Source organism: Microlunatus phosphovorus NM-1 (assembly GCF_000270245.1).
GTDB classification, from domain to species: Bacteria; Actinomycetota; Actinomycetes; order Propionibacteriales; family Propionibacteriaceae; genus Microlunatus; species Microlunatus phosphovorus.
Genome location: NC_015635.1, coordinates 1,723,459 through 1,742,579 on the forward strand (window position 1 = coordinate 1,723,459; position 19,121 = coordinate 1,742,579).

Below are 19,121 nucleotides of genomic sequence, written 5' to 3' on the forward strand. Positions count from 1 at the left end.
GCCGGGCGGGTCGAGCCGATCAGATCCAACCGCGGTCCCTGGCCAGCCGGGCTGCTTCGTGACGGTTGGTGACGCCCAGCTTGGTGACCGCGGACGACAGATAGTTGCGGACGGTGCCGACCGACAATGAGGCGTGGGCGGCGATCTCCTCCACCGGGCTGCCGTCGGCCGCCAGCGCGAGTACGTCGGTCTCGCGCGCGGTCAGCGGGCTGTCGCCGGCCCCGATCGCCTCGGCGGCGAGCTGGGGATCGACATAGCGACCACCGGTGGCGACCGTGATGATCACCGAGGTCAGCACCTGAGCCGAGACGGTCTTGGGCAGGAAGCCGCGGACGCCGGCCGCCAGCGCCGTCTTCAGATAGCCCGGGCGACCGTACGACGTCAAGATCACGCATGCGGTGTCGGGGAGGTCTCGGCGAAGCCGTTCGGCGACCGCGATCCCGTCCAGGCCGGGCATCTGCAGATCGAGCAGCGCCACGTCGGGGCGATGATGTCGAGCGGCGGCCAAGGCCTCGTTGCCGGATGCGGCTACGGCGACGACCTCGAGCTCGTCCTCCAGGGTGAGCAGGGCAGCCAGGGCGTCTCTGATCAAGGTCTCGTCGTCGGCCAGCAGCACGGTGATCACGGCACTGATACCTCGACGGTGAACCGCCCCTGATCCTCGCTGATCACGAGGTCACCCTGCAGCTCCGCCATCCGCTCGCGGATCCCGATCAGACCGTGGCCGGCGGTCGACTGATGATGGTCGTCGCCTGTCGTCACTCCGTCGTTGGTGATGATCATCCGCAGCCGGTCCGTGCGCTCGATGGTGATCAGGCATTCGGTCGCGCGGGAGTGCCGGATCACATTGGTCACCGCCTCGCGGAGCACCCAGGCAAGACCGGAGATGACCTCCGGCTCGAGCGCATCCGGAGCGGAACCTCGAACCACACAACGAACTCCGGCGGAGTCCAGCAGCGAACGGGCACCCGCGAGCTCGGTCGCCAGGTCATCGGGACGGTAGCCCTGCACGACGGCTCTCACTTGCTGCCCGGTCTGCTCGGCGATCGAGCGGACGTCGCTCAGCTGGGTCAAAGCTGCCTCCGAGCGACCGCGGCGGACGAGCTCGCCGGCCAACTCTGTCTTCACCGCGACCGTCGCCATGGTCCGCCCGAATAGATCGTGCAGGTCGCGGGCGATTCGCAGCCGCTCCCGGGCGATCGCCAGCTGGGCGGCCGTTTGACGGGCCTCCTCCAGCTCCCAGATGTTGCGCAACATCCACCCGGTCAGCCAGAACGACAAGGCGAACACGGCGACGATGATGCCGTTGAGGATGCTGAGCTGCAGCAGTAGCTCCAGTGTCGCGTCGGTCCGCCAGCCGGCCAGCAGTCCGGTCGCACCGCCGAACAGTAGGCCGAGCACCAGACCGGTGAGCGGCCGAACCAGCAGTGCGACCATGCCGACCGGTACGGCCACCGCGACCGCCACGGTCGGGAGCCAGATCCTCCCTGGCTCGAGCTGCGCGATCATCACCGTCAGTACGGCCAAGGAGAATGCCAGCCACGCCCCGAACACTCGCCAGTCGGTGGTGGTCGGGCGCTGGCGCCGATCGTCCAGTGCCGTCAGTGCTCGACTACACACCACGATGCTGAGGACGGCCTGCACGAGTCCGATCAAACCGCCGATGGCTGGTCCGAACCAGGGGAACGCATCGACGTACACCAACGGATGGATCACCAGCAGGCAGTACAGCGAGATCCGGATGTAGAGCTCCAGCCGGCGTGCGCTGGCCGGGGCTGTCTGACTCATGAGGCCAACCCTTTCACCTGATCCGATCAGCCGGGTATCCGTGCTGGTCAGCGGCGTGGTTCCCAGCGGAACCGGCGACGGACCAAGAACAGCCCGGCGACGGTCCAGCCGACCAGCACCGCGGCGTCGAGCAGCACGGTCCGCAGCAGCTCGCTACCGGCGACCGTGTCGCCGGTGATCCTGATCCCGGCCACACCGAGGTAGACCAGATCGACGACCGGGAACATCGGTGTGAGCTGGGCCAAGAGCACAGCCGGATCCGGCAGCAGGGCCAACGGCAAGGACAGGCCGGAGAACAGCAGCGCGACCATCAGCAACGGCAGCGTGGTCAGCTGCGCGGACTCGACCGTCCGGGTGAAGACCGTCGAGGCCAACGCGAGCGCCCACCAGGCAGCAGCACCCAGCAGAGCGGCGACCAGCACCAGCAGGGCGTCCCAGCTCGGGCGGTAGTCCAGCAGCGCGGCGACAGCGGCAAAGCCGAGCAGCAGTTGCACGGCCAGCAGCACGAGCAGCGGCAGCACCATCGCGAGCAGGATCGTCACGGGTCGTGCCGTGCTGGTGTAGAGCCGCTTCAGATAGTGCTCCTCACGTCGCGCGACGGCCGAGGTCACCAAGGTGTAGTAGACGACGAAGAGCAGCGCAGTGCCGGTGAGCATCGCCATCACCAGTGCCGGGAGGCCCGCGCCGGCCGGCATCAACGAGACGAGCGGCACGATCAGCGGTGGGGTGAGCACGGCGATCGAGGTCGCGGTCTTGTTGCGCAGCAGCAAGGTCGTTTCCGCGCGGGCCAGGGTGAGCGTTCGGCTCAGGTCGTTCGGGGCGGTCATGCGATCATCTCCGGCTGAGTCTGGTGGTCGGTGGAGTCGGTAGTGCCCAGGTCGGTCGAGGCGGCGATCTCGAGGAACGCCTGCTCGAGCGATCCGGGCACGACGTGGAGATCGGACAAGCGAATGGCGTCGCCCGCCCAGGACAACAGCAGCCCGAGTACGCGCTGCGGATCGAAGGTTTCCAGTCGGAGCCGACGATGCCCGGCGTGTTCCTCGGTGTGCAGCGCCGCTCCGGCGAACCGGGTCAGGCCGGTCTCGTCGATGCCTGTGTCGAGGCTGAAGCTGATCTGACTCGGCTGGGACTTGACGATCTCGGCGAGCGTGCCCTCCCGGACGATGCGGCCCTCGTGCATGATGCCGATCCGATCGGCCAGCACTTCTGCCTCCTCCAGGTAGTGCGTGGTCAGCACGACCGAGGTCTGCTCGGCGAGCAGGCCTCGGATCAGCTCCCAGGTCGTCCGCCGGCTCTGTGGATCCAGGCCGGTCGTGGGCTCGTCGAGGAAGATCACCTCGGGCCGGCCCATGATCGCCAGGGCGAGATCGAGTCGGCGCTGCTCGCCGCCGGACAGGCTCGCAATGGCGACTGTGCGTCGATGATCGAGACCCACCTGCTGCAGGACGTCCTCGACCGGTCGGGGATCGACGAGCAACCGCTGCCAGGTACGGGCCAGCTCGGTGACCGTCAGCGCGCCAGGGAAGCCGGCCTCCTGCAGCATGATGCCGATCCGTGGCCGCACCAACTGCCGGTCCGCGTACGGGTCATGGCCGAGCAGTTGCACAGTGCCGGCGCTGGGACGGGCGAGTCCTTCGATCACCTCCAGGCTGGAGGTCTTCCCGGCGCCGTTGGTGCCCAGCAGGGCATACAGCTCACCGCGACGGATCTGTAGGTCGATGCCACGAACGGCCTCGAATCCGGTATCTCGGCCGCCGCGGCGGCCCTGGCTGGCGTACCGGCGGCGGAGGCCGCGCACGTCCACGGTTAGGTCGGTCCTTGCTGAGAAGGTCATGTCTCCAGGCTCTCCTGCCACCTGGCCCGGGTGTAGTGCACGGACTCATGACCTGCGATGAGCTGGTCAGCGGCCGACCATGACAGATGTCACCGGTCCTGCTGGTTGGGTGTCGTCGTCTCCTTCCGGTGATCTGCACCCTGGTGGGTGGTGGCGCGGTGCGGGCTTCTGCTTCGGGTCGGGGGAGTGGGCCGAGGGTTTGCTGACGGCTTGCTCTCCGAGGAACTGCAGGTACTCATCGAGATCAGCCACGTCGATGAAGCAACCTGCAGCTGCTCCTTCTCGACGACCTGCCCTCAGTCGGTGGGGCGGTCGGCGCCGAGGTCCAGGACCAGGCGGCTGCCGTACGAGGCGGCCTGAACCAGCCGCAGACGCTCCAGAGCAGGGTGCTCGTCCAGCAGGCGTGCGGCGTTGGCCATCGAGCGCAGCGCGGCGCTCTCGGCTCGGGCCGCCTCCAGCTGGGCCTGGCCGCGCTGACGGGTCGCGATCAGGTCCGCGTACGCCTGGCGAAGATCGTGCGGCAGGACGATGTCCTTGATCACAACGTCGACGATGGTCATACCGACGGTCTCGCCCGCTCGACGCGCCGCCTCCAGAACCGCTGGGCCGGCATCGCGCCGCCCGGTGCGGACGACCTCGGACGCCTCCCGGCCGGCCAGCTCATCGCGCAAGGCGATCTGGACGGCCAGGTAGACGACCGACTCCGGGTCGAGAGTCGAGGTGTACGCGACCGGGTCGGCGACCTGCCAGCGGACGGCGGCGGAGACCTTCACGGTCGCGCCATCGGCGGTGAGGATCTCCTGCGGGGCGATCGTGGTCACCCGGGACCGCACATCGACCCGCTCATAGATCGTCCGACGCGTACGCCGGTGCCGACCCGGGCCGAGCACCTCGACAACCTCTCCGTCGCGCACAGCCAGCACCTGCTCGTGGCGCTCGACCACGATGCTGAACACATTCATTCCCGCTCCTCCTCTCCATCCGATCCGATGCGTCGCCTAGTTCTGATGCGCTGAGTTCTGATGCGCTGCCTGGTGAGGACACCGGCCGTCGACGCACCGAGGCGCGGGGCAGTCCTCGTCGTGCTGACCGAGGGTGCCGCAAAGCGCCACGATGGTGATGTCGACGGCCGCTGCCCAGTGAGGGAGTCGAACCCGTATCAGCTTTAGAGGCTGTCACCAGCTCGGGGTACGACGCGGGGAATGTGGGCCGGAAGGCCGGCCGCACCCCATGAACCCGAGCGCTCGTTTAGCCTAAAGGAACGAGCGACGCTTGGCCACGGGTTTCCCGGCCGACGGCCGATGGCGACCACGCGATGCAGCGAGTCGGCTAGCGGGAGCAGGTCGGCAGCCTCGTCGCGGAGCGCGTCCAGAGCGTCGTCTTCGCCGGGGTCGAGATCGAGAGCGGCCGTCCAAAGCCGGCGCTCAGTGGCTGACCAAGCGGGCCGGGTCAGCACCTCGACGTTGTCGAATCCCGCGACGGCGAAGTCGTGCGCCAGATCCAGCCGACGGATGCGCTCGGGCACTCCGTCAGCCGGCGTCGATGCCTGCCAGGTGGTGATGACCAGCTGACCGCTTGGTCGGAGGATCCGCAGGCTCTCCGTCAGTGCGTCCGGCACAGATGCTGCGAACTGGATCGCATCGACACACACCACGGCCGACGCCGACTCATCGGGCAACCCGGTGGTGGTCAGGTCGCCGAGCTGGAACGTGGTCCGGTCCGCCAGACCGTACGCAACTGCGTCGGCCTCGGCACCACGCAGCGCCACCGAGGAGAAATCCACCCCGACGAGGCGGGCTCCAACGCCACCGATCAGTGATAGGCCGTAGCCGCCGCGACCGCAGCCCAACTCCACCAGGGTGTCGTCCAGTCGAAGCGACAGCAATGACTGGATCTCAGCGAGGCCTTCGCCACTCAGGAAGCCGGTCGCGAACATCTGTTCGGGCAGTCCCAGCTGCTCCCCGACGAATCTTCGCCACTGTGGAGAGCGCTCCAAGACGTCATACCAGCGGTCGAACTCGGCTGCATCGGGTGTTGGCATGGTCGCGCTCCGGAGTCCAGGTTCAAGGGCCGCTCAGGCGATGGCGGTGTGCAGGCGAACCTGCTTGATCCGGATCGTCTCGTCGTCGGAGCCGATCTCGCGGTGGGCGCCGTCGGGTGCCCAGCCGGCATCGGTGAGGAACTTCCGGAGTACGTCGTCATCGGAGCGTAGCCAGTGCCGTGCCCGGCTGAAGCCGTCGGCACGCAACGTGTCCACGCAGGCGTTGACCAGCCGCGACCCGTGGCCTTGCTCCCGGGCGGCAGGGTCCACGATCAGCTCATCGATCGCGCCGTCCTGTGGCTCGTCGGCATCGGGATCCTGGCTGGCGAGGGTGGTCGCCAGTCCCACCACACGACCGTCGGCGACCGCGACGAGGACGCGACACCGTGCCTCCGGCGGCCTGGTGATGGCGTGGTGCCAGGCGGTGGCCATGCCCTCCAGATCGATCGAGGAGAGCAGCGCTCGGCTGGCCGGATCGCCGACCTCGCTCCAGGCGCGACGCTGAACCCGAGCTATGTCCCAGGACTCGGCGGGCAGTGCGAGCCGCACCGAGTCGGCGTACTGGCCGGCTGTCGCGTGTGAGTTTTCGGTGACCACGGGAGCCGATGCTATCTCGCCCGAAATGTGACCCACGTCACACCTCTGGGATTAGGCAATTAATGGGTACACCGTCCATGATTAAGGGCAGAAGTCCGCGGTTACCTGAACCCCCGAGCAGGCAACCGCGGACTTCGCATTTCCACTCCTGTTGCCGTTGCCGACACTCTCGTCCGGTTTGCCTTCGGCCGACCGTCGCAGGCCTTGTGGGAGGGTAGCCTGACGGCCGTGTCGCCAGGATCGCATCAGTCAAGACCGCGAGGAGGCGTCCGCATTCCGCCTCCTCTTGCCGGCGGAGCGCTGCGGGTCATCCCACTCGGCGGCCTCGGCGACATCGGTCGCAACATGGCCGTGTTGGAGTATGACGGGCAACTGCTGATCATCGACTGCGGGGTGTTGTTCCCCGAGGACGATCACCCTGGGGTCGACCTGATCCTGCCGAGCTTCGATGTCATCGCGGACCGCCTGGACGATGTCCAGGCGCTGGTGCTGACCCATGGGCACGAGGACCACATCGGCGCCGTGCCCTACCTGCTGCGGCAGCGGCCCGACATCCCGTTGGTCGGCTCCAAACTCACCCTGGCGTTGTTGCAGGAGAAGATCCGCGAGCACCGGATCCGGGGCACCGTCACCCGGGTGGTCACCGACGGTGAGAAGGCGACCTTCGGCGCGTTCGCGTGCGAGTTCCTGGCGGTCAACCACTCGATCCCTGATGCGCTGGCGGTGGCAGTGCGTACGCCCGCCGGGCTGGTACTGCACACCGGCGACTTCAAGATGGACCAACTGCCGCTGGACGGGCGGATCACCGACCTGCGCGGCTTCGCCCGCCTCGGGGAGGAGGGGGTCGACCTGTTCATGGTCGACTCCACCAATGCCGAGGTGCCCGGCTTCACGACCCCGGAGCGGGACATCACGCCGGCGTTGGACCGGGTGTTCGCGACCAGCAAGCAGCGGCTGATCGTCGCGTGCTTCGCCTCCCATGTGCACCGGGTGCAACAGGTGCTCGACGCCGCGGTCGAGCACGGGCGCAAGGTCGTCTACGTCGGTCGCTCGATGGTGCGCAACATGGGGGTGGCCAGGGATCTCGGCTATCTGCGCGTGCCCGGCGACACCTTGATCGAGCTCCGCGACATCGACAACTATCGGCCAGACGAGGTGGTGATCATCTCCACCGGGTCGCAGGGTGAGCCGCTGTCGGCGTTGTCCCGGATGGCGAATCGGGAGCACCCGGTCATCCAGCTCACCGCCGGTGACACCGTGGTGCTGGCCTCCTCGCTCATTCCGGGCAACGAGAGCTCGGTCTACCGGGTGATCAACGGGCTCACCAAGCTCGGTGCCAAGGTTGTGCACAAGGGCAATGCGATGGTGCACGTCTCCGGTCACGCCAGTGCCGGGGAACTGCTGTACGCCTACAACATCGTCAAGCCGCGCAATGTCATGCCGGTGCACGGTGAGGCCCGGCACCTGCTCGCCAATGCGGACCTGGCGGTCGCCACCGGCGTACCCCGGAATCGGGCGATCATCGCCGACGACGGCTCGGTGATCGACCTGCAGCAAGGTCAGGCACGAATCGTCGGCAAGGTGGACTGCGGCTACATCTTCGTCGACGGGGCGAGTGTCGGCGATATCACCGAGACCGAGTTGACCGATCGCCGGATCCTCGGCGAGGAAGGCTTCATCTCGGTGATCGTGGTGGTGAACACCCATTCCGCCAAGATCATCAGCGGACCCGACATCCACGCCCGCGGGTTCGGTGAGGACGACTCGGTCTTCGACTCCGTACGCCCGCAGATCGTGCAAGCCCTCGAGGAGGCACTCGCCGACGGGGTCGACGACGCGCATCGGCTGCAGCAGGTCATCCGGCGCCGGATCGGTCGCTGGGTGAATGACAAGCACCGCCGCCGGCCGATGATCATCCCGGTGGTCATCCAGACCTGAGGTATCTGCTGGTCGCCGGCCGCCCTCCTCGACCTCATCCGCCGATCTGCGGCGGTTCGACGTCAGGGGGCAGTCGTGTTGGGTTCATCATCGGATTCGAGATCGCAGTCGGGGCGGCCGAGCTCGAGGCGGCCCAGGTCGGGATGGCGCGGCTCGGCTCGGTCGTTGGGCACCCTGGTCGCCATCGGCTTGGCGGCCGGTCTGCTGCAAGTCCCCGTGCCGGCCGAGGCGGCGGTCGAACCCTGCTACGAGGCGGGTGAGCTGGACATCAACGGCGACGGGTACGCCGATGCCGTGGTGGGTGATCCGGAGGCCACCGTGGCCGGTCAGGCGCAGGCCGGCCGGATCGTGGTGCTCTACGGCGACGCCGACGGGCGCCTCGGTGAGGGCGGCCGGGTGGTCGTGACCCAGGCCACCATCGGACAGGTCCCGGAGGCGGGGGACCGGTTCGGCGCGGCGGTCGCGACCGCGCACGTCGATACCGATGCCTGCCTGGATGTGGTCGTGGCTGCGCCGTACGAGGATCTCGGCGCGGCGACCGATGCCGGCGTCGGCCACGTGATCTACGGATCGCTGGCCGGGCTGAACGGGGGCACCAGCCCGACTCAGGTGACCCAGGCACAGGCGGGCGGGGTCGTCGAGGCCGGCGACCGGTTCGGCTTCTCGGTGGCGGCGGCGGACAACCTGGGCCACGACACGTCGGTGGTCGCGTTCGGTGCGCCGTACGAGGATCTGGGCGCGGCCGTCGATACCGGCGCGGTCAACGCCCTGCAGTTCTCCGACTCCATCCTCGTCCTCCCGCGAGAGATCACCCAGAGCACGCCGGGGGTGGTCGGCACCAGCGAATCCAGTGACCTGTTCGGGTTCTCGCTCGCGTACGGCTATGACCTGATCAACACCTACAGCTCCTGGGACCTGGTCGTCGGCGCTCCGGGGGAGGACATCGGCAAGCTCAACTCCGCGGGAGCGGTCACGGTGATCAACGGCGTCCATGACTACCCGCCGGACGTCTTTCCTTCGCAGTCGTGGAATCAGGACAGTCCCGGGGTGCCGGGTGCGGCCGAGACCGGTGATCTGTTCGGCTGCAGCGTGGCCACCTCGGTGGTGGACAGCTACGCTCCGGGCTCAAAGCAGCACGTCGCGGTCGGCGCGCCCGGCGAGGCCATCGGCAGCCGAACGACGGCCGGTGCGGTCCAGCTGTTCTCCAGCACTGGGTCCGGTCTGGTTCCGGGGAAGTCGATCAGCCAGAACACCGCAGGCGTGCTCGGCACGGCCGAAAAGGGTGACCGGTTCGGGTTCCGGGTGGCACTGCTGAACGCACCGAAACTGCGGTTGGCGGTGTCGATTCCGTACGAGGACATCGGCTCGGTGACCGACGCCGGTTCCGTTCAGGTGTTCTCGGTGAGCAACCCGGCCGACGACAAGGCCTACGACGCCGCTTCGGCGGGTGCGGCCGGAGCTCGGACGACCGGCGGCCGCTACGGGTATGCGCTGAGCGCGATCCAGGCCGACAACGAGAACGTGTTCGCGGTCGGCAGTCCCTACCACGGGACCGGGCGGGTGCACCTGATCACCTACAACTCGTCCGGCTATGCGTCGCGGTCGTGGCTGCCCGGTTCCGGTGGGGTGCCGGGCGGTGCGGCCCGGTTTGGTGCCAGCATCGGCGGCTACGACAACACGCCGTAGCTCCCGAGCGGAATACTCCCGAGCGGAATACTGAGGCCATGCCAGCGGCACTCGTCTGCATCAGCCCGGCCGAGTCTCACGTCGGCCCCGTGCTCACGGGCCACGCGGTATCCGAGCTCTGAACGAGGCGTTGGGCCGCTATTTCATCCGCCCGGCACCGGCTCAGTTCGCCGCCATACGCGAGGCGCTGGCGGCCTAGCCCTGCGATGTCGTGGTCACCGATCCCACCTTCATGGGATCGCTGCTGCTTCCCACCCTGCCGAGTGGGCCGCCACTGGTGATGGCCAGCTTCTTTCCGATGCCCGTGTCGAGCGTGGACACGGCGCCGTTCGGTCTCGGCGTCGCGCCCTGGCCGGGTCCGCTCGGACGGGTCCGCAACCGAATGCTCACCGTGCTGGCCGGCGGCGCTCGCGACGGAACCGATGACCGTGGTCGCCACCTTGGGTCGCGCCGACCGGCGGCAGATCGGCTCGTTGCGGCAGGTCCCGTGGAACACGGTGGTCACCGATTTCGTCCCGTACGCCGACCTGATGCCGCACGTCGCGGTCTTCGTCACCAACGGCGGGTACGGGGGCGTTCAGGAGGCGTTGGCGCACGGCGTACCGATGGTCGTGGCGGGAGACACCCAGGACAAGGTGGAGGGATCGGCGCGGATCGCCTGGTCCGGGGTGGGGGTCAATCTCCGGACCGGGCACCCGACGCCGGCAGCGATCGGCCGGGGCGTACGCAAGGTGCTGGCCGATGAGCGCTATCGACGAGCGAGCCGGGCCATCGCACAGCAGATCGCCGCCGCCCCGGGGACGGCCGCCTTCGTCGCCGACCTGGAGTGCATCGCCGCCGAGCGGCGACCAAACTGAACTCATGCATGCGACCAAACCGAACTCGGAGGTGCGACCAAACTGAACTGAAGGGAGCGGCCAAACTGAACTCATGCCCGCTAGAATTGAGCTATGGCAGGGCAGATTCCACTGGGTCGGCTGCTGCCACGGCATGCTGCCGACCGGGTGACCGGGGCGTTGGCCGACACACGAGTCGTCCTGGTCAACGGCGCTCGACAGTGCGGCAAGAGCACCCTGGTCGGGCTGATCGGCCGCAGTCGTGACGCGGAGTTTCGCACTCTGGACCGTGGTGCCGTACGTCAGGCGGCTGTGTTCGACCCGCCGACGTTCGTGACCAGTGATCGGCTGCTGGTCATCGATGAGATCCAGCGGGTTCCCGAGTTGCTGCTGGCGATCAAGGAACGGGTCGATACCGACCTGAGACCTGGTCAGTTCCTGCTCACCGGGTCGGCGCGGGTGCTGGGTCTGAAGGCACTGCCAGACACGCTGCTGGGTCGGATGGAGACCGTTGAGCTGTGGCCACTGGCGCAAGGTGAGATCGACGACGGTCCGGACGGGTTCGTGGATGCGATCTTCGAACTCGGCCCGGCCTTCCGGCACCGAACGTCGGAGACTCGATCGGGCTACGTCAGTCGAATCGTGCGTGGGGGCTTCCCCGAGGCTGTCGCGCGCACTCCTCGCCGTCGTACGCGCTTCTTCGAGAGCTATCTGGCCGACTTGGTCAACCGGGATGTCATCCAGCTCATGGATGTGCAGCGGGGTGCTGAGCTCAGGGCCCTGACTCGACTCGTCGCTGCTCGATCGGGCCAGTTGTTGGTGCCGGGTTCGCTGGCCGGCCCGCTGGGTCTGAGTCAGCGAACAGTGGAGCGCTACCTCACCCTGCTCGAGGAGGTGTTCCTCATCAAGCGGATCCCGGCCTGGGCGCGGAGTCCGAGCGCTCGCGCCGTCCGCACGCCCAAGGTCGCCTATGTCGACTCGGGCCTCGCGGCCGCCGCTCTCGGCCACGACGAGAGCAGTCTCGGTCGTCCGGACGGGCAGTTGGGCGGTCTGCTGGAAGGGTTCGTCCTCAGTGAGCTGGCGCGTCAGCTCAGTTGGTCAGCGCAGCTCGCCGACCTGTTTCACTACCGCACCAAGGACCAGGTCGAGGTCGATGCGGTGATCGAGAATCGGCGTGGTCAGGTGGTGGCGATCAAGGTGAAGGCGTCGACCATGGTTCGTGGCGAGGACTTTGCGGGCATCCGGCATCTGTCCGCCCGAATCGGCACGGACCTGGTCGTCGGCGTGGTTCTGTATGCGGGCGCTGAGACTCTGTCGTTCGGCGACCGGATGCTGGCGGTGCCTATCGCTGCGTTATGGGAACGCCCTCAGGCATGAGACAACGCCAAAAGGACCTGTCCCGTCGGGACAGGTCCTGGGTGACGGGGAGCGTCAGAGGGTCAGCGGGTGACCTTGCCGGCTTTCAGGCAGGAGGTGCACACGTTCAGGCGCTTCGGGGCGCCCGCCACCACGGCGCGGACGCGCTGGATGTTCGGGTTCCAGCGGCGGTTGGTCTTCTTCTTCGACCAGGGCACGTTGTGGCCGAAGCCGGGGCCCTTTGCGCAGACGTCACATACGGCAGCCACTGGAGTTCACTCCCACATACTCGAGCATTTGACACGGAATTCATGGTCGTCGCCCATCTGGGCAACCTGAAGAGAGTACCCGACGCAGGCGAGAGAACGCGAATCCGCATAAGGTAGCCGGGTGTCTTCGGCGGTCGCATCGAACGGTGGCGTGAGTGGCCTCGCTCCACCGGAGATCTGGCGCCTGTGCCTGACCTGGCTGGAACGTAGCACGGAGATCATCACGCAGTCGGCGGCCGGTCTGGACGCCATCAACGTATTTCCGGTGCCAGACTCCGACACCGGCACCAATCTGCAGCAGACGCTGACCGGGATCACCAGCTATCTCGGCGGCGAGGTTGCGGAGGACGCATGGGCCGAATCGCAAGACGATCTCAGCCCTGCCGATGTGGTCGTCCGGGCCGCGGTGCTGTCCGCCCACGGCAACTCCGGCGCGATCGTCGCGGAGATGATCATCAGCCTGAGCCGGGCACTGGAACGGTCCGGCCCGGTCGTGCCGGTGAAGCCGGCGCGTGGCCTGGCGGACGTGCTCAAGATCGTGGCTCTCGCCGGTCGCCGGGCGGTCGCCCGACCCGTCGCCGGCACGATTCTGACCGTGGCCGGCGCCGCTGCTGCGGCGGCAGAGCAGTCGGTGAAGGACGGTGTGGCCGATGTGTTGGCCGTCGCCCAGCTGGCTCGGGACGCGGCTGCCGAAGCATTGGCACGGACTCCGCTGGAGCTCTCCAGGCTGGCGGAAGCGGGCGTCGTGGACGCCGGCGCGCAAGCGTACGTGCTGCTGTTGGACGTGCTGGTCGAGGTGCTCGGTGGACCGGTCGCCGAGCCATTGCCCGAGCAGCCGACTCCGCATACCGGCAAGCGTCAGCCGGTCGAGCAACCTGCGGAGTACGAGGTCATGTACGCCCTGCGTGGCACCGGCCCGGACGACCTGGACACGTTGCGGGAGCGACTGTCAGACCTCGGTGACAGTGTGGTCGTCGTGGGAGACAGGACGGTGGCCCAGGTGCATGTGCACCTGGCGGATGCGGGGGCCGCGATCGAGGCCGGCCTGCCGTTCGGGCGGCTGAGCCAGATCCGGATCACGGCACTGCCGCCGAATGTCGGATCGGTCACCGAGCGGGACGTGGTGGCCGTGGTCGCCGGGCCAGGCCTGGCGGCGGCGGTGACCGCGCTGGGCGGCATTCCTTTGGTGCCGGCCACCGCGCACGTCACCGTCGTTGAGCTGGCCGCGGTGCTGCAGCAGGCGTGCGGCGAGGTGGTGGTGCTGCCCAACGACATGGAGTCGCTCGAGATCGCCAGCCATCTGGCCGGCGAACTGCGGGCGCAGGGTCGCCGGGTCGCGGTGATCCCGACCGTGTCACAGGTGCAGGGGCTGGCGGCGCTGGCCGTGCACGAGCCGGAGGCGGCATTCGACTCGGCGGTGGTCGCGATGAGCAGCACCGCCGGTCATACCCGGCACGGGGCCGTCACCATCGCGGAGAGCCCGGCGATGACCATGGCCGGTCGCTGCGAGGTCGGCGACGTGCTTGGTCTGGTCGACGGCGATTTCGTCGAGATCGGCGATGACCTCGGCCAGGTCGCGTGGCGCGTGCTCGAACGGCTGCTGACCTCCGGCGGGGGAGAGCTGGTCACGATCGTGCGGGGCCATGATGCCGACGATCGGCTGGTCGAGACACTGCTCGCCAGGATCCAGGCCTGGTCGCCGCCGGTGGAGGCCGAGGTCGTGGACGGTGGTCAGACGCGCTATCCACTGCTGCTGGGGCTCGAGTGACGGCGCCGCTGGAGTTGCCGCTGACTGACGTGCTCGGTGGCAAGACCGCGAAGGCATTCGAGGCGTTGAAGGTCAAGACCGTCGGCGACCTGATGCTGCACCTGCCGCGGCGCTATGTGTCAGGCACCGAGCTCAGCGATCTCAACCATCTGACCGAGGGCGAGGAGGTCACCGTGCTTGCCCGGGTCCGGCAGGCCACGGTGCTTCCGATGCGCTCTGGCCGGGGAGCGGGCAAGTTCCGGTTGCAGGCGGTCATCACAGACGGTCGTGGCGAGCTCAATCTGACGTTCTTCGGCGCCAAGCATCTGGTCGACTACTGGCACCTGCAGCTGCACGTCGGTGCCCGCGGGATCTTCGCCGGCAAAGTCGGCGCCTTTCAGGGACAGCCGCAGCTCACCCATCCCGATTTCGTGATCGTCGATGCCGACGGCAACGTCATCGGTGGCGCACAGCGCAATCTCGACCTGGGCAAGGTCGCCGGCGCATCCGGTTGGATCGGGCTCTATCCGGCGACCGCGAAACTGCGGACCTGGACCATCGCCAACTGCGTCTCCTTGGCTCTGGAGCGGCTGGAAGGGATGGCTGACCCACTGCCGGCCTGGCTCCGGCAGGAGGCGGATCTGATCGGTCAGCCGGCGGCGTACCGGGCTATTCACCGGCCCGAGAACGAGGAGGACATCCGCGCCGCTCGACACCGGATCCAGTTCGACGAGGCGTTCGGACTGCAGCTGGCCATGGCGCGTCGACGCGCACTGGCTGCGGCCGACGGCGCCGTGCCGAGGCCCCGAGTCAGCGGTGGACTCCTGGACGCCTTCGACGCGCGGCTCCCGTTCGAGCTGACCAAGGGGCAGCAGGAGATCAGTGCGCAGCTGTTCGCCGACCTGGCCGCGCCGCACCCGATGCAGCGGCTGCTGCAAGGCGAGGTCGGCTCCGGCAAGACCGTGGTCGCGCTGCGGGCGATGCTGACCGTGATCGACAACGGGGGCCAGGCGGCGCTGCTGGCGCCGACCGAGGTGCTGGCTGTGCAGCATCATCGGACCATCACTGCGATGCTCGGCGACCTGGCCGGCGGCGACCTGTTCAGCTCCGGCGAGGTCGGCACCGGTGTCACCTTGATCACGGGCTCGATGCCGGCCGCGCGACGACGCGAGGCATCCCTGGCCGCGGCCTCGGGTGGGGCCGGGATCGTGATCGGCACCCATGCGCTGCTGACCTCGGGCACCCAGTTCGCGGACCTCGGGCTGGTGGTGGTCGACGAACAGCACCGGTTCGGTGTCGAGCAACGCGCGGCGCTGGCGGCGAAGGCGCAGCAGCGACCGCACACGCTGGTGATGACCGCGACCCCGATCCCGCGCACCGTCGCGATGACCGTCTTCGGCGATCTGGAGACCTCGACGCTGACCGAGGTCCCGGCGGGCCGGGCCGACGTGTCGACAGTGGTGGTCGACTACACCTCGCACCCCAGCTGGCTGCGGCGTACCTGGCAGCGCGTGATCGAGGAGGTCGCCGAGGGCCGCCAGGCATACGTGGTGTGTCCGCGGATCAGCGTCGAATCCACGAGCGGCTCGGAAGAGGACGACGCGGGGGCTGCGGTGGAGGATGTGTATGCCCAGCTGACCGCGGGGCCGATGGCCGACCTGCGCGTCGAGATGCTGCATGGTCGGCTGCCGGCGGACCAGAAGGACGACATCATGTCCCGCTATGTCGCCGGCCAGGTCGATGTGCTGATCGCGACCACCGTGATCGAGGTCGGTGTTGATGTGCCCAATGCCTCGGCGATGGTGATCTGCGACGCGGACCGGTTCGGCATCTCGCAGCTGCATCAGCTGCGTGGCCGGATCGGCCGCGGGGCGCACCCGGGGATCTGCCTGCTGCTGACCGGCACTCCACCGGACTCGCCCGCTGCCGAGCGGCTGGCTGCGGTGGCGCGTACCCGGGACGGCTTCGCCCTGGCGAGGGTCGACCTGGAGCAGCGACGTGAGGGTGATGTGCTCGGGGCCGAGCAGTCTGGCATCCGGTCCAGCTTGCGGCACATCCGGGTGCTGGAGGACGAAGATCTGATCACCTATACCCGGGACCTGGCCACCACGTGCCTGTCCAAGGACCCTGAGCTGACCGATCCCGGGTTGGCTGGGATCGTCGATGCGGTGGAGCAGCGTGCCGCCGGCGACTGGTTGGAGCGAACATGAGGACCTCTGAGCGTCGGGTGTGCTGCACTATCCGTGACAACCGCGGGTCTCAACGGCCGCAGACCGGCGTGTCGCGGTCCGATGGGTCGCTGAGCCACGGGAATGTCACGGTTTCAACTCCCGAGAGGCACTGATGACCAGGATCATCGCGGGATCGCGCGGTGGGCGTCGGCTCACGATGCCGCCCGGGGATCAGACGCGGCCGACCAGCAGCAAGGTGCGGGAGGCGCTGTTCTCGTCCCTGGCGTCGTGGACCGGCGGGTCGTCCGGGCCGGCGGATGTCGCGCTGAAGGGCTGGGCCTTCTGTGACCTGTTCGCGGGTTCCGGTGCGGTCGGTCTCGAGGCGGCCAGTCGTGGGGCAGCGCCGGTCATGCTGGTCGAGTCCAGCCGGCGAGCGCTGCGCACCATCGAGCAGAATGTGGCCGCGGTCGACCTCGAGGTCGAGATTCGCCGCGATGCGATCCAGGACCTGGTGCGACGCCAGTCGCCCTATCCGTTCGACATCGTGTTCCTCGACCCGCCCTACGAGCTGGCCAACGGCGCGATCGAGGCGATTCTGCGTGATCTGGTCGCCAACGACTGGCTGACCGGCGAGGGGCTGGTCGTGCTCGAGCGGTCCAGCCGGGAGCCCGCTCCGCACTGGCCGGACGCGCTGAGCGACACCTGGGAGAAGAAGTACGGCGAGACGGTGCTCTATTTCGGGGCGGGCTAGGACCTCGGTAAGCGACTCGGTAGGTTCGCGCACGTGAGCCGCGCAGTCTGCCCCGGATCCTTCGACCCCGTGACCCTGGGGCATCTCGACATCTTCGCGCGGACTGCGAGCCTCTACGACAGCGTGGTGATCGCGGTCGGCTCGAACATGAGCAAGCGAGGGCTCTTCACCCCGTCCGAGCGGGTGGCGATGATCGAGGAGGCCTGCGTCGAGTGGCCGTCGGTGCACGTCACGCTGTTCTCCGGACTGCTGGTGGACTTCTGCCGTGACCAGGAGATCGACGTCATCGTCAAGGGATTGCGCTCCGGGGGCGACTACGACTACGAGCTGGCCATGGCGCAGATGAACCGCAAGCTGACCGGCGTGGACACCGCCTTCTTGCCGACCGCGCCACACCTGTCGTATGTGTCCTCGAGCCTGGTCCGCGAGGTCGCCTCGCTGGGCGGTGACATCTCCCCGTTCGTGTCGCCAGGCGTACTCGACCGGATCACCGAGCGCTTGGCCGAACGGATCTGACACTGAGCCCAGGGCCAGGCACCAGACCCAAGTCTGAAGTGTTCACACCGCCAACTGCCGCCGAGCGATGTTCGTCGGTCACGAGTGAAAGCCGCGTACTACGCTCTAGGTCGTTTGAGTCGTAACGAGGTAGGGACACATGGCCGATCAGAAGACTGCCGAGGAGAAGCTCGCCGCGCTGCGGGAGCTGGTGGCGAACGCGCGCTCGATGCCGATGTCGGCGTCGTGCGTGGTGAACCGGCAAGACGTGCTCGCCGCGATCGATGACGTGATCGACAACCTGCCCGACGAGATCGCCGAGGCGCAGGACGTGATCGAGAACTCGAGCGATGCGGTGGCCGCCGGCGAGGCCGAGGCGGAGCGCATCACCGAGGAGGCGAAGGTCAAGGCCGCGGAGATCGCAGGCGAGACCGAGGTGGTCAAAGCCGCCGAGGTCAAGGCGGCCGAGATCATCGCGACTGCCGAGTCCGATGCGGCGGAGCTACGTCGGGAGGCGGACGCCTTCGTTGACTCCCGGATGGCGAGCTTCGAGTCCGTGCTGGCGCGCACGACCAGTCAGGTACGCACGGCGCGGGCCCGGCTGGCGGAGCGCAGCAACCTCGATCGCCCTCGACACGAGGACAGCGAGTCCGAAGGTGCCGAGGCTGGCGCCGGTGCCGGTACCACAGCCGACCTGGGGATCTCGGATTCGTGACTCCTTCAGCACAGCACGACCACTCGTCTCACCACGGGCATTCGCCACGGCACGGTCACCATCCTGATCGGAATTCCGGACTGGTCCTCGACACTCACGACCTCGTTCGCCGGGCCGGCGAACTGCGTACGGTGCAGACCACCGTCGAAGCGCCCAAGGACCTCGGGATCGCGGTGATCGGGGTACCGGAGGGCTCGCCGATCGAACTGGACCTCCGTCTGGAAGCCGTGGTCGAGGGTGTGCTGGTGACCGGCACCGCCTCGGCGCCGCTGGTGGGGGAGTGTGTCCGATGCCTGACTCCCGTACACGACGAGGTCGAGGTCGACGTCCAGGAGTTGTTCACCTACGCCGAGAGCGAGGCAACCGACGAGGAGGCGTCGCACCTCGACGGTGAGTTGGCCGACCTCGAGCCGGTGCTCCGCGACGCCATCGTGTTGGAGCTGCCCTTCCAGCCCGTCTGCCGACCCGACTGCCAGGGGCTGTGTCCCGATTGCGGTCTGGATCTCAACACCGTTCAGGACCACTCTCACGATGAATCGGTCGATCCGCGTTGGGCCAAACTGGCTCAGTTCGAAACTGACGCCGAAACGTCCTAGAATGTGCCGGTTGCTCGGAAGAGCACACCACAGCTCAGCAAACGAATGAGGAGAAGATCGTGGCCGTCCCGAAGAGGCGCATGTCACGCAGCAACACGCGGCATCGCCGTTCCCAGTGGAAGGCGTCGGCCCCGGCTCTGGTCACCTGCACCAACCCGGCCTGCCGGGAGAAGCACCTGCCGCACACCGCGTGCCCGTCATGCGGTCAGTATGGCCCGCGCGCCAGCCGTCGTCAGGTCCTGGAGTCCTGACGGTCTTGACTGACCAGCACTCAACCGACTCCGAGGAGCGATCCTCGGGG

The 19,121-nt window shown here is 68.0% G+C and carries 19 protein-coding genes; 11 read left to right on the top strand and 8 right to left on the bottom strand.

What is annotated here, in order from left to right:
* Nucleotides 1-19: 19 nt before the first annotated feature.
* The 7 genes from MLP_RS07730 to MLP_RS07760 form a co-directional block, all read right to left on the bottom strand.
* Nucleotides 20-625 carry a response regulator transcription factor gene (locus MLP_RS07730; protein ID WP_013862489.1) on the bottom strand — a complete coding sequence of 202 codons (606 nt, stop codon included), beginning with the start codon at nt 623-625 and terminating at the stop codon, nt 20-22.
* Complete coding sequence (locus MLP_RS07735) at nt 622-1,788, bottom strand: sensor histidine kinase (protein WP_013862490.1); 1,167 nt, start codon at nt 1,786-1,788, stop codon at nt 622-624. Before MLP_RS07735 ends, MLP_RS07730 begins: the two co-directional genes overlap by 4 nt.
* Before the next feature lie 47 nt (nt 1,789-1,835).
* Nucleotides 1,836-2,615, bottom strand: coding sequence for an ABC transporter permease (locus MLP_RS07740; RefSeq protein WP_013862491.1), 780 nt, complete (start codon nt 2,613-2,615; stop codon nt 1,836-1,838).
* Nucleotides 2,612-3,622 carry an ABC transporter ATP-binding protein gene (locus MLP_RS07745; RefSeq protein WP_041789847.1) on the bottom strand — a complete coding sequence of 337 codons (1,011 nt, stop codon included), beginning with the start codon at nt 3,620-3,622 and terminating at the stop codon, nt 2,612-2,614. The genes MLP_RS07740 and MLP_RS07745 overlap by 4 nt, the downstream gene beginning before the upstream one ends.
* Nucleotides 3,623-3,918: 296 nt before the next feature.
* A complete protein-coding gene (locus tag MLP_RS07750) occupies nt 3,919-4,584 on the bottom strand; it encodes a slipin family protein (RefSeq protein WP_013862494.1) in 666 nt (221 codons plus the stop codon).
* 203 nt (nt 4,585-4,787) lie between these two features.
* Nucleotides 4,788-5,663 (bottom strand): class I SAM-dependent methyltransferase, encoded by an 876-nt coding sequence (locus MLP_RS26195; protein ID WP_013862495.1) that lies wholly within the window; start codon nt 5,661-5,663, stop codon nt 4,788-4,790.
* A 33-nt stretch (nt 5,664-5,696) separates the two neighbouring features.
* On the bottom strand, nt 5,697-6,260 hold the full coding sequence (locus MLP_RS07760) for a GNAT family N-acetyltransferase (RefSeq protein ID WP_013862496.1): 564 nt from the start codon (nt 6,258-6,260) through the stop codon (nt 5,697-5,699).
* A 228-nt stretch (nt 6,261-6,488) separates the two neighbouring features.
* Here MLP_RS07760 and MLP_RS07765 point away from each other — a divergent pair, with 228 nt between their 5' ends.
* The 4 genes from MLP_RS07765 to MLP_RS07780 all read left to right on the top strand — a co-directional run bounded on the left by MLP_RS07765 (nt 6,489) and on the right by MLP_RS07780 (nt 12,097).
* Nucleotides 6,489-8,198 (top strand): ribonuclease J, encoded by a 1,710-nt coding sequence (locus tag MLP_RS07765; RefSeq protein WP_013862497.1) that lies wholly within the window; start codon nt 6,489-6,491, stop codon nt 8,196-8,198.
* A 165-nt stretch (nt 8,199-8,363) separates the two neighbouring features.
* Entirely contained in the window at nt 8,364-9,884 is a 1,521-nt protein-coding gene (locus MLP_RS07770; protein WP_013862498.1) for a hypothetical protein, read from the top strand.
* A 422-nt stretch (nt 9,885-10,306) separates the two neighbouring features.
* A complete protein-coding gene (locus MLP_RS07775) occupies nt 10,307-10,741 on the top strand; it encodes a glycosyltransferase (protein WP_013862500.1) in 435 nt (144 codons plus the stop codon).
* Nucleotides 10,742-10,834: 93 nt separating this feature from the next.
* Entirely contained in the window at nt 10,835-12,097 is a 1,263-nt protein-coding gene (locus tag MLP_RS07780; protein WP_013862501.1) for an ATP-binding protein, read from the top strand.
* A 62-nt stretch (nt 12,098-12,159) separates the two neighbouring features.
* On the opposite strand, the gene rpmB is transcribed toward MLP_RS07780, so the two are convergent.
* Nucleotides 12,160-12,345, bottom strand: a complete 186-nt coding sequence (gene rpmB / locus MLP_RS27335; RefSeq protein ID WP_013862502.1) for a 50S ribosomal protein L28 — start codon at nt 12,343-12,345, stop codon at nt 12,160-12,162.
* Between the two features lie 151 nt (nt 12,346-12,496).
* Here rpmB and MLP_RS07790 point away from each other — a divergent pair, with 151 nt between their 5' ends.
* From MLP_RS07790 to rpmF, 7 genes are all read left to right on the top strand, one after another.
* Complete coding sequence (locus MLP_RS07790; RefSeq protein ID WP_013862503.1) at nt 12,497-14,113, top strand: DAK2 domain-containing protein; 1,617 nt, start codon at nt 12,497-12,499, stop codon at nt 14,111-14,113.
* On the top strand, nt 14,110-16,302 hold the full coding sequence (locus MLP_RS07795) for an ATP-dependent DNA helicase RecG (RefSeq protein ID WP_013862504.1): 2,193 nt from the start codon (nt 14,110-14,112) through the stop codon (nt 16,300-16,302). Before MLP_RS07790 ends, MLP_RS07795 begins: the two co-directional genes overlap by 4 nt.
* A 130-nt stretch (nt 16,303-16,432) precedes the next feature.
* Nucleotides 16,433-17,014, top strand: a complete 582-nt coding sequence (gene rsmD, locus MLP_RS07800) for a 16S rRNA (guanine(966)-N(2))-methyltransferase RsmD (RefSeq protein ID WP_269453390.1) — start codon at nt 16,433-16,435, stop codon at nt 17,012-17,014.
* Between the two features lie 33 nt (nt 17,015-17,047).
* Entirely contained in the window at nt 17,048-17,530 is a 483-nt protein-coding gene (gene coaD / locus MLP_RS07805) for a pantetheine-phosphate adenylyltransferase (RefSeq protein ID WP_013862506.1), read from the top strand.
* Between the two features lie 139 nt (nt 17,531-17,669).
* Nucleotides 17,670-18,224: a hypothetical protein gene (locus tag MLP_RS07810; RefSeq protein ID WP_013862507.1), complete on the top strand. Its 555-nt coding sequence runs from the start codon at nt 17,670-17,672 to the stop codon at nt 18,222-18,224.
* Nucleotides 18,221-18,820: a YceD family protein gene (locus tag MLP_RS07815; protein ID WP_013862508.1), complete on the top strand. Its 600-nt coding sequence runs from the start codon at nt 18,221-18,223 to the stop codon at nt 18,818-18,820. The genes MLP_RS07810 and MLP_RS07815 overlap by 4 nt, the downstream gene beginning before the upstream one ends.
* A gap of 59 nt (nt 18,821-18,879) precedes the next feature.
* Nucleotides 18,880-19,071 carry a 50S ribosomal protein L32 gene (rpmF, locus tag MLP_RS27340; RefSeq protein ID WP_013862509.1) on the top strand — a complete coding sequence of 64 codons (192 nt, stop codon included), beginning with the start codon at nt 18,880-18,882 and terminating at the stop codon, nt 19,069-19,071.
* Nucleotides 19,072-19,121 lie beyond the last annotated feature (50 nt).

What these genes read in the sequence shown, in the direction of transcription:
- MLP_RS07735 (WP_013862490.1), bottom strand. Translation starts at nt 1,788, where the DNA reads ATGAGTCAGACAGCCCCGGCCAGCGCACGCCGGCTGGAGCTCTACATC.
- MLP_RS07745 (WP_041789847.1), bottom strand. Translation starts at nt 3,622, where the DNA reads ATGACCTTCTCAGCAAGGACCGACCTAACCGTGGACGTGCGCGGCCTC.
- MLP_RS07750 (WP_013862494.1), bottom strand. Translation starts at nt 4,584, where the DNA reads ATGAATGTGTTCAGCATCGTGGTCGAGCGCCACGAGCAGGTGCTGGCT.
- MLP_RS07810 (WP_013862507.1), top strand. Translation starts at nt 17,670, where the DNA reads ATGGCCGATCAGAAGACTGCCGAGGAGAAGCTCGCCGCGCTGCGGGAG.
- MLP_RS07780 (WP_013862501.1), top strand. Translation starts at nt 10,835, where the DNA reads ATGGCAGGGCAGATTCCACTGGGTCGGCTGCTGCCACGGCATGCTGCC.
- MLP_RS07740 (WP_013862491.1), bottom strand. Translation starts at nt 2,615, where the DNA reads ATGACCGCCCCGAACGACCTGAGCCGAACGCTCACCCTGGCCCGCGCG.
- MLP_RS07775 (WP_013862500.1), top strand. Translation starts at nt 10,307, where the DNA reads ATGACCGTGGTCGCCACCTTGGGTCGCGCCGACCGGCGGCAGATCGGC.
- MLP_RS26195 (WP_013862495.1), bottom strand. Translation starts at nt 5,663, where the DNA reads ATGCCAACACCCGATGCAGCCGAGTTCGACCGCTGGTATGACGTCTTG.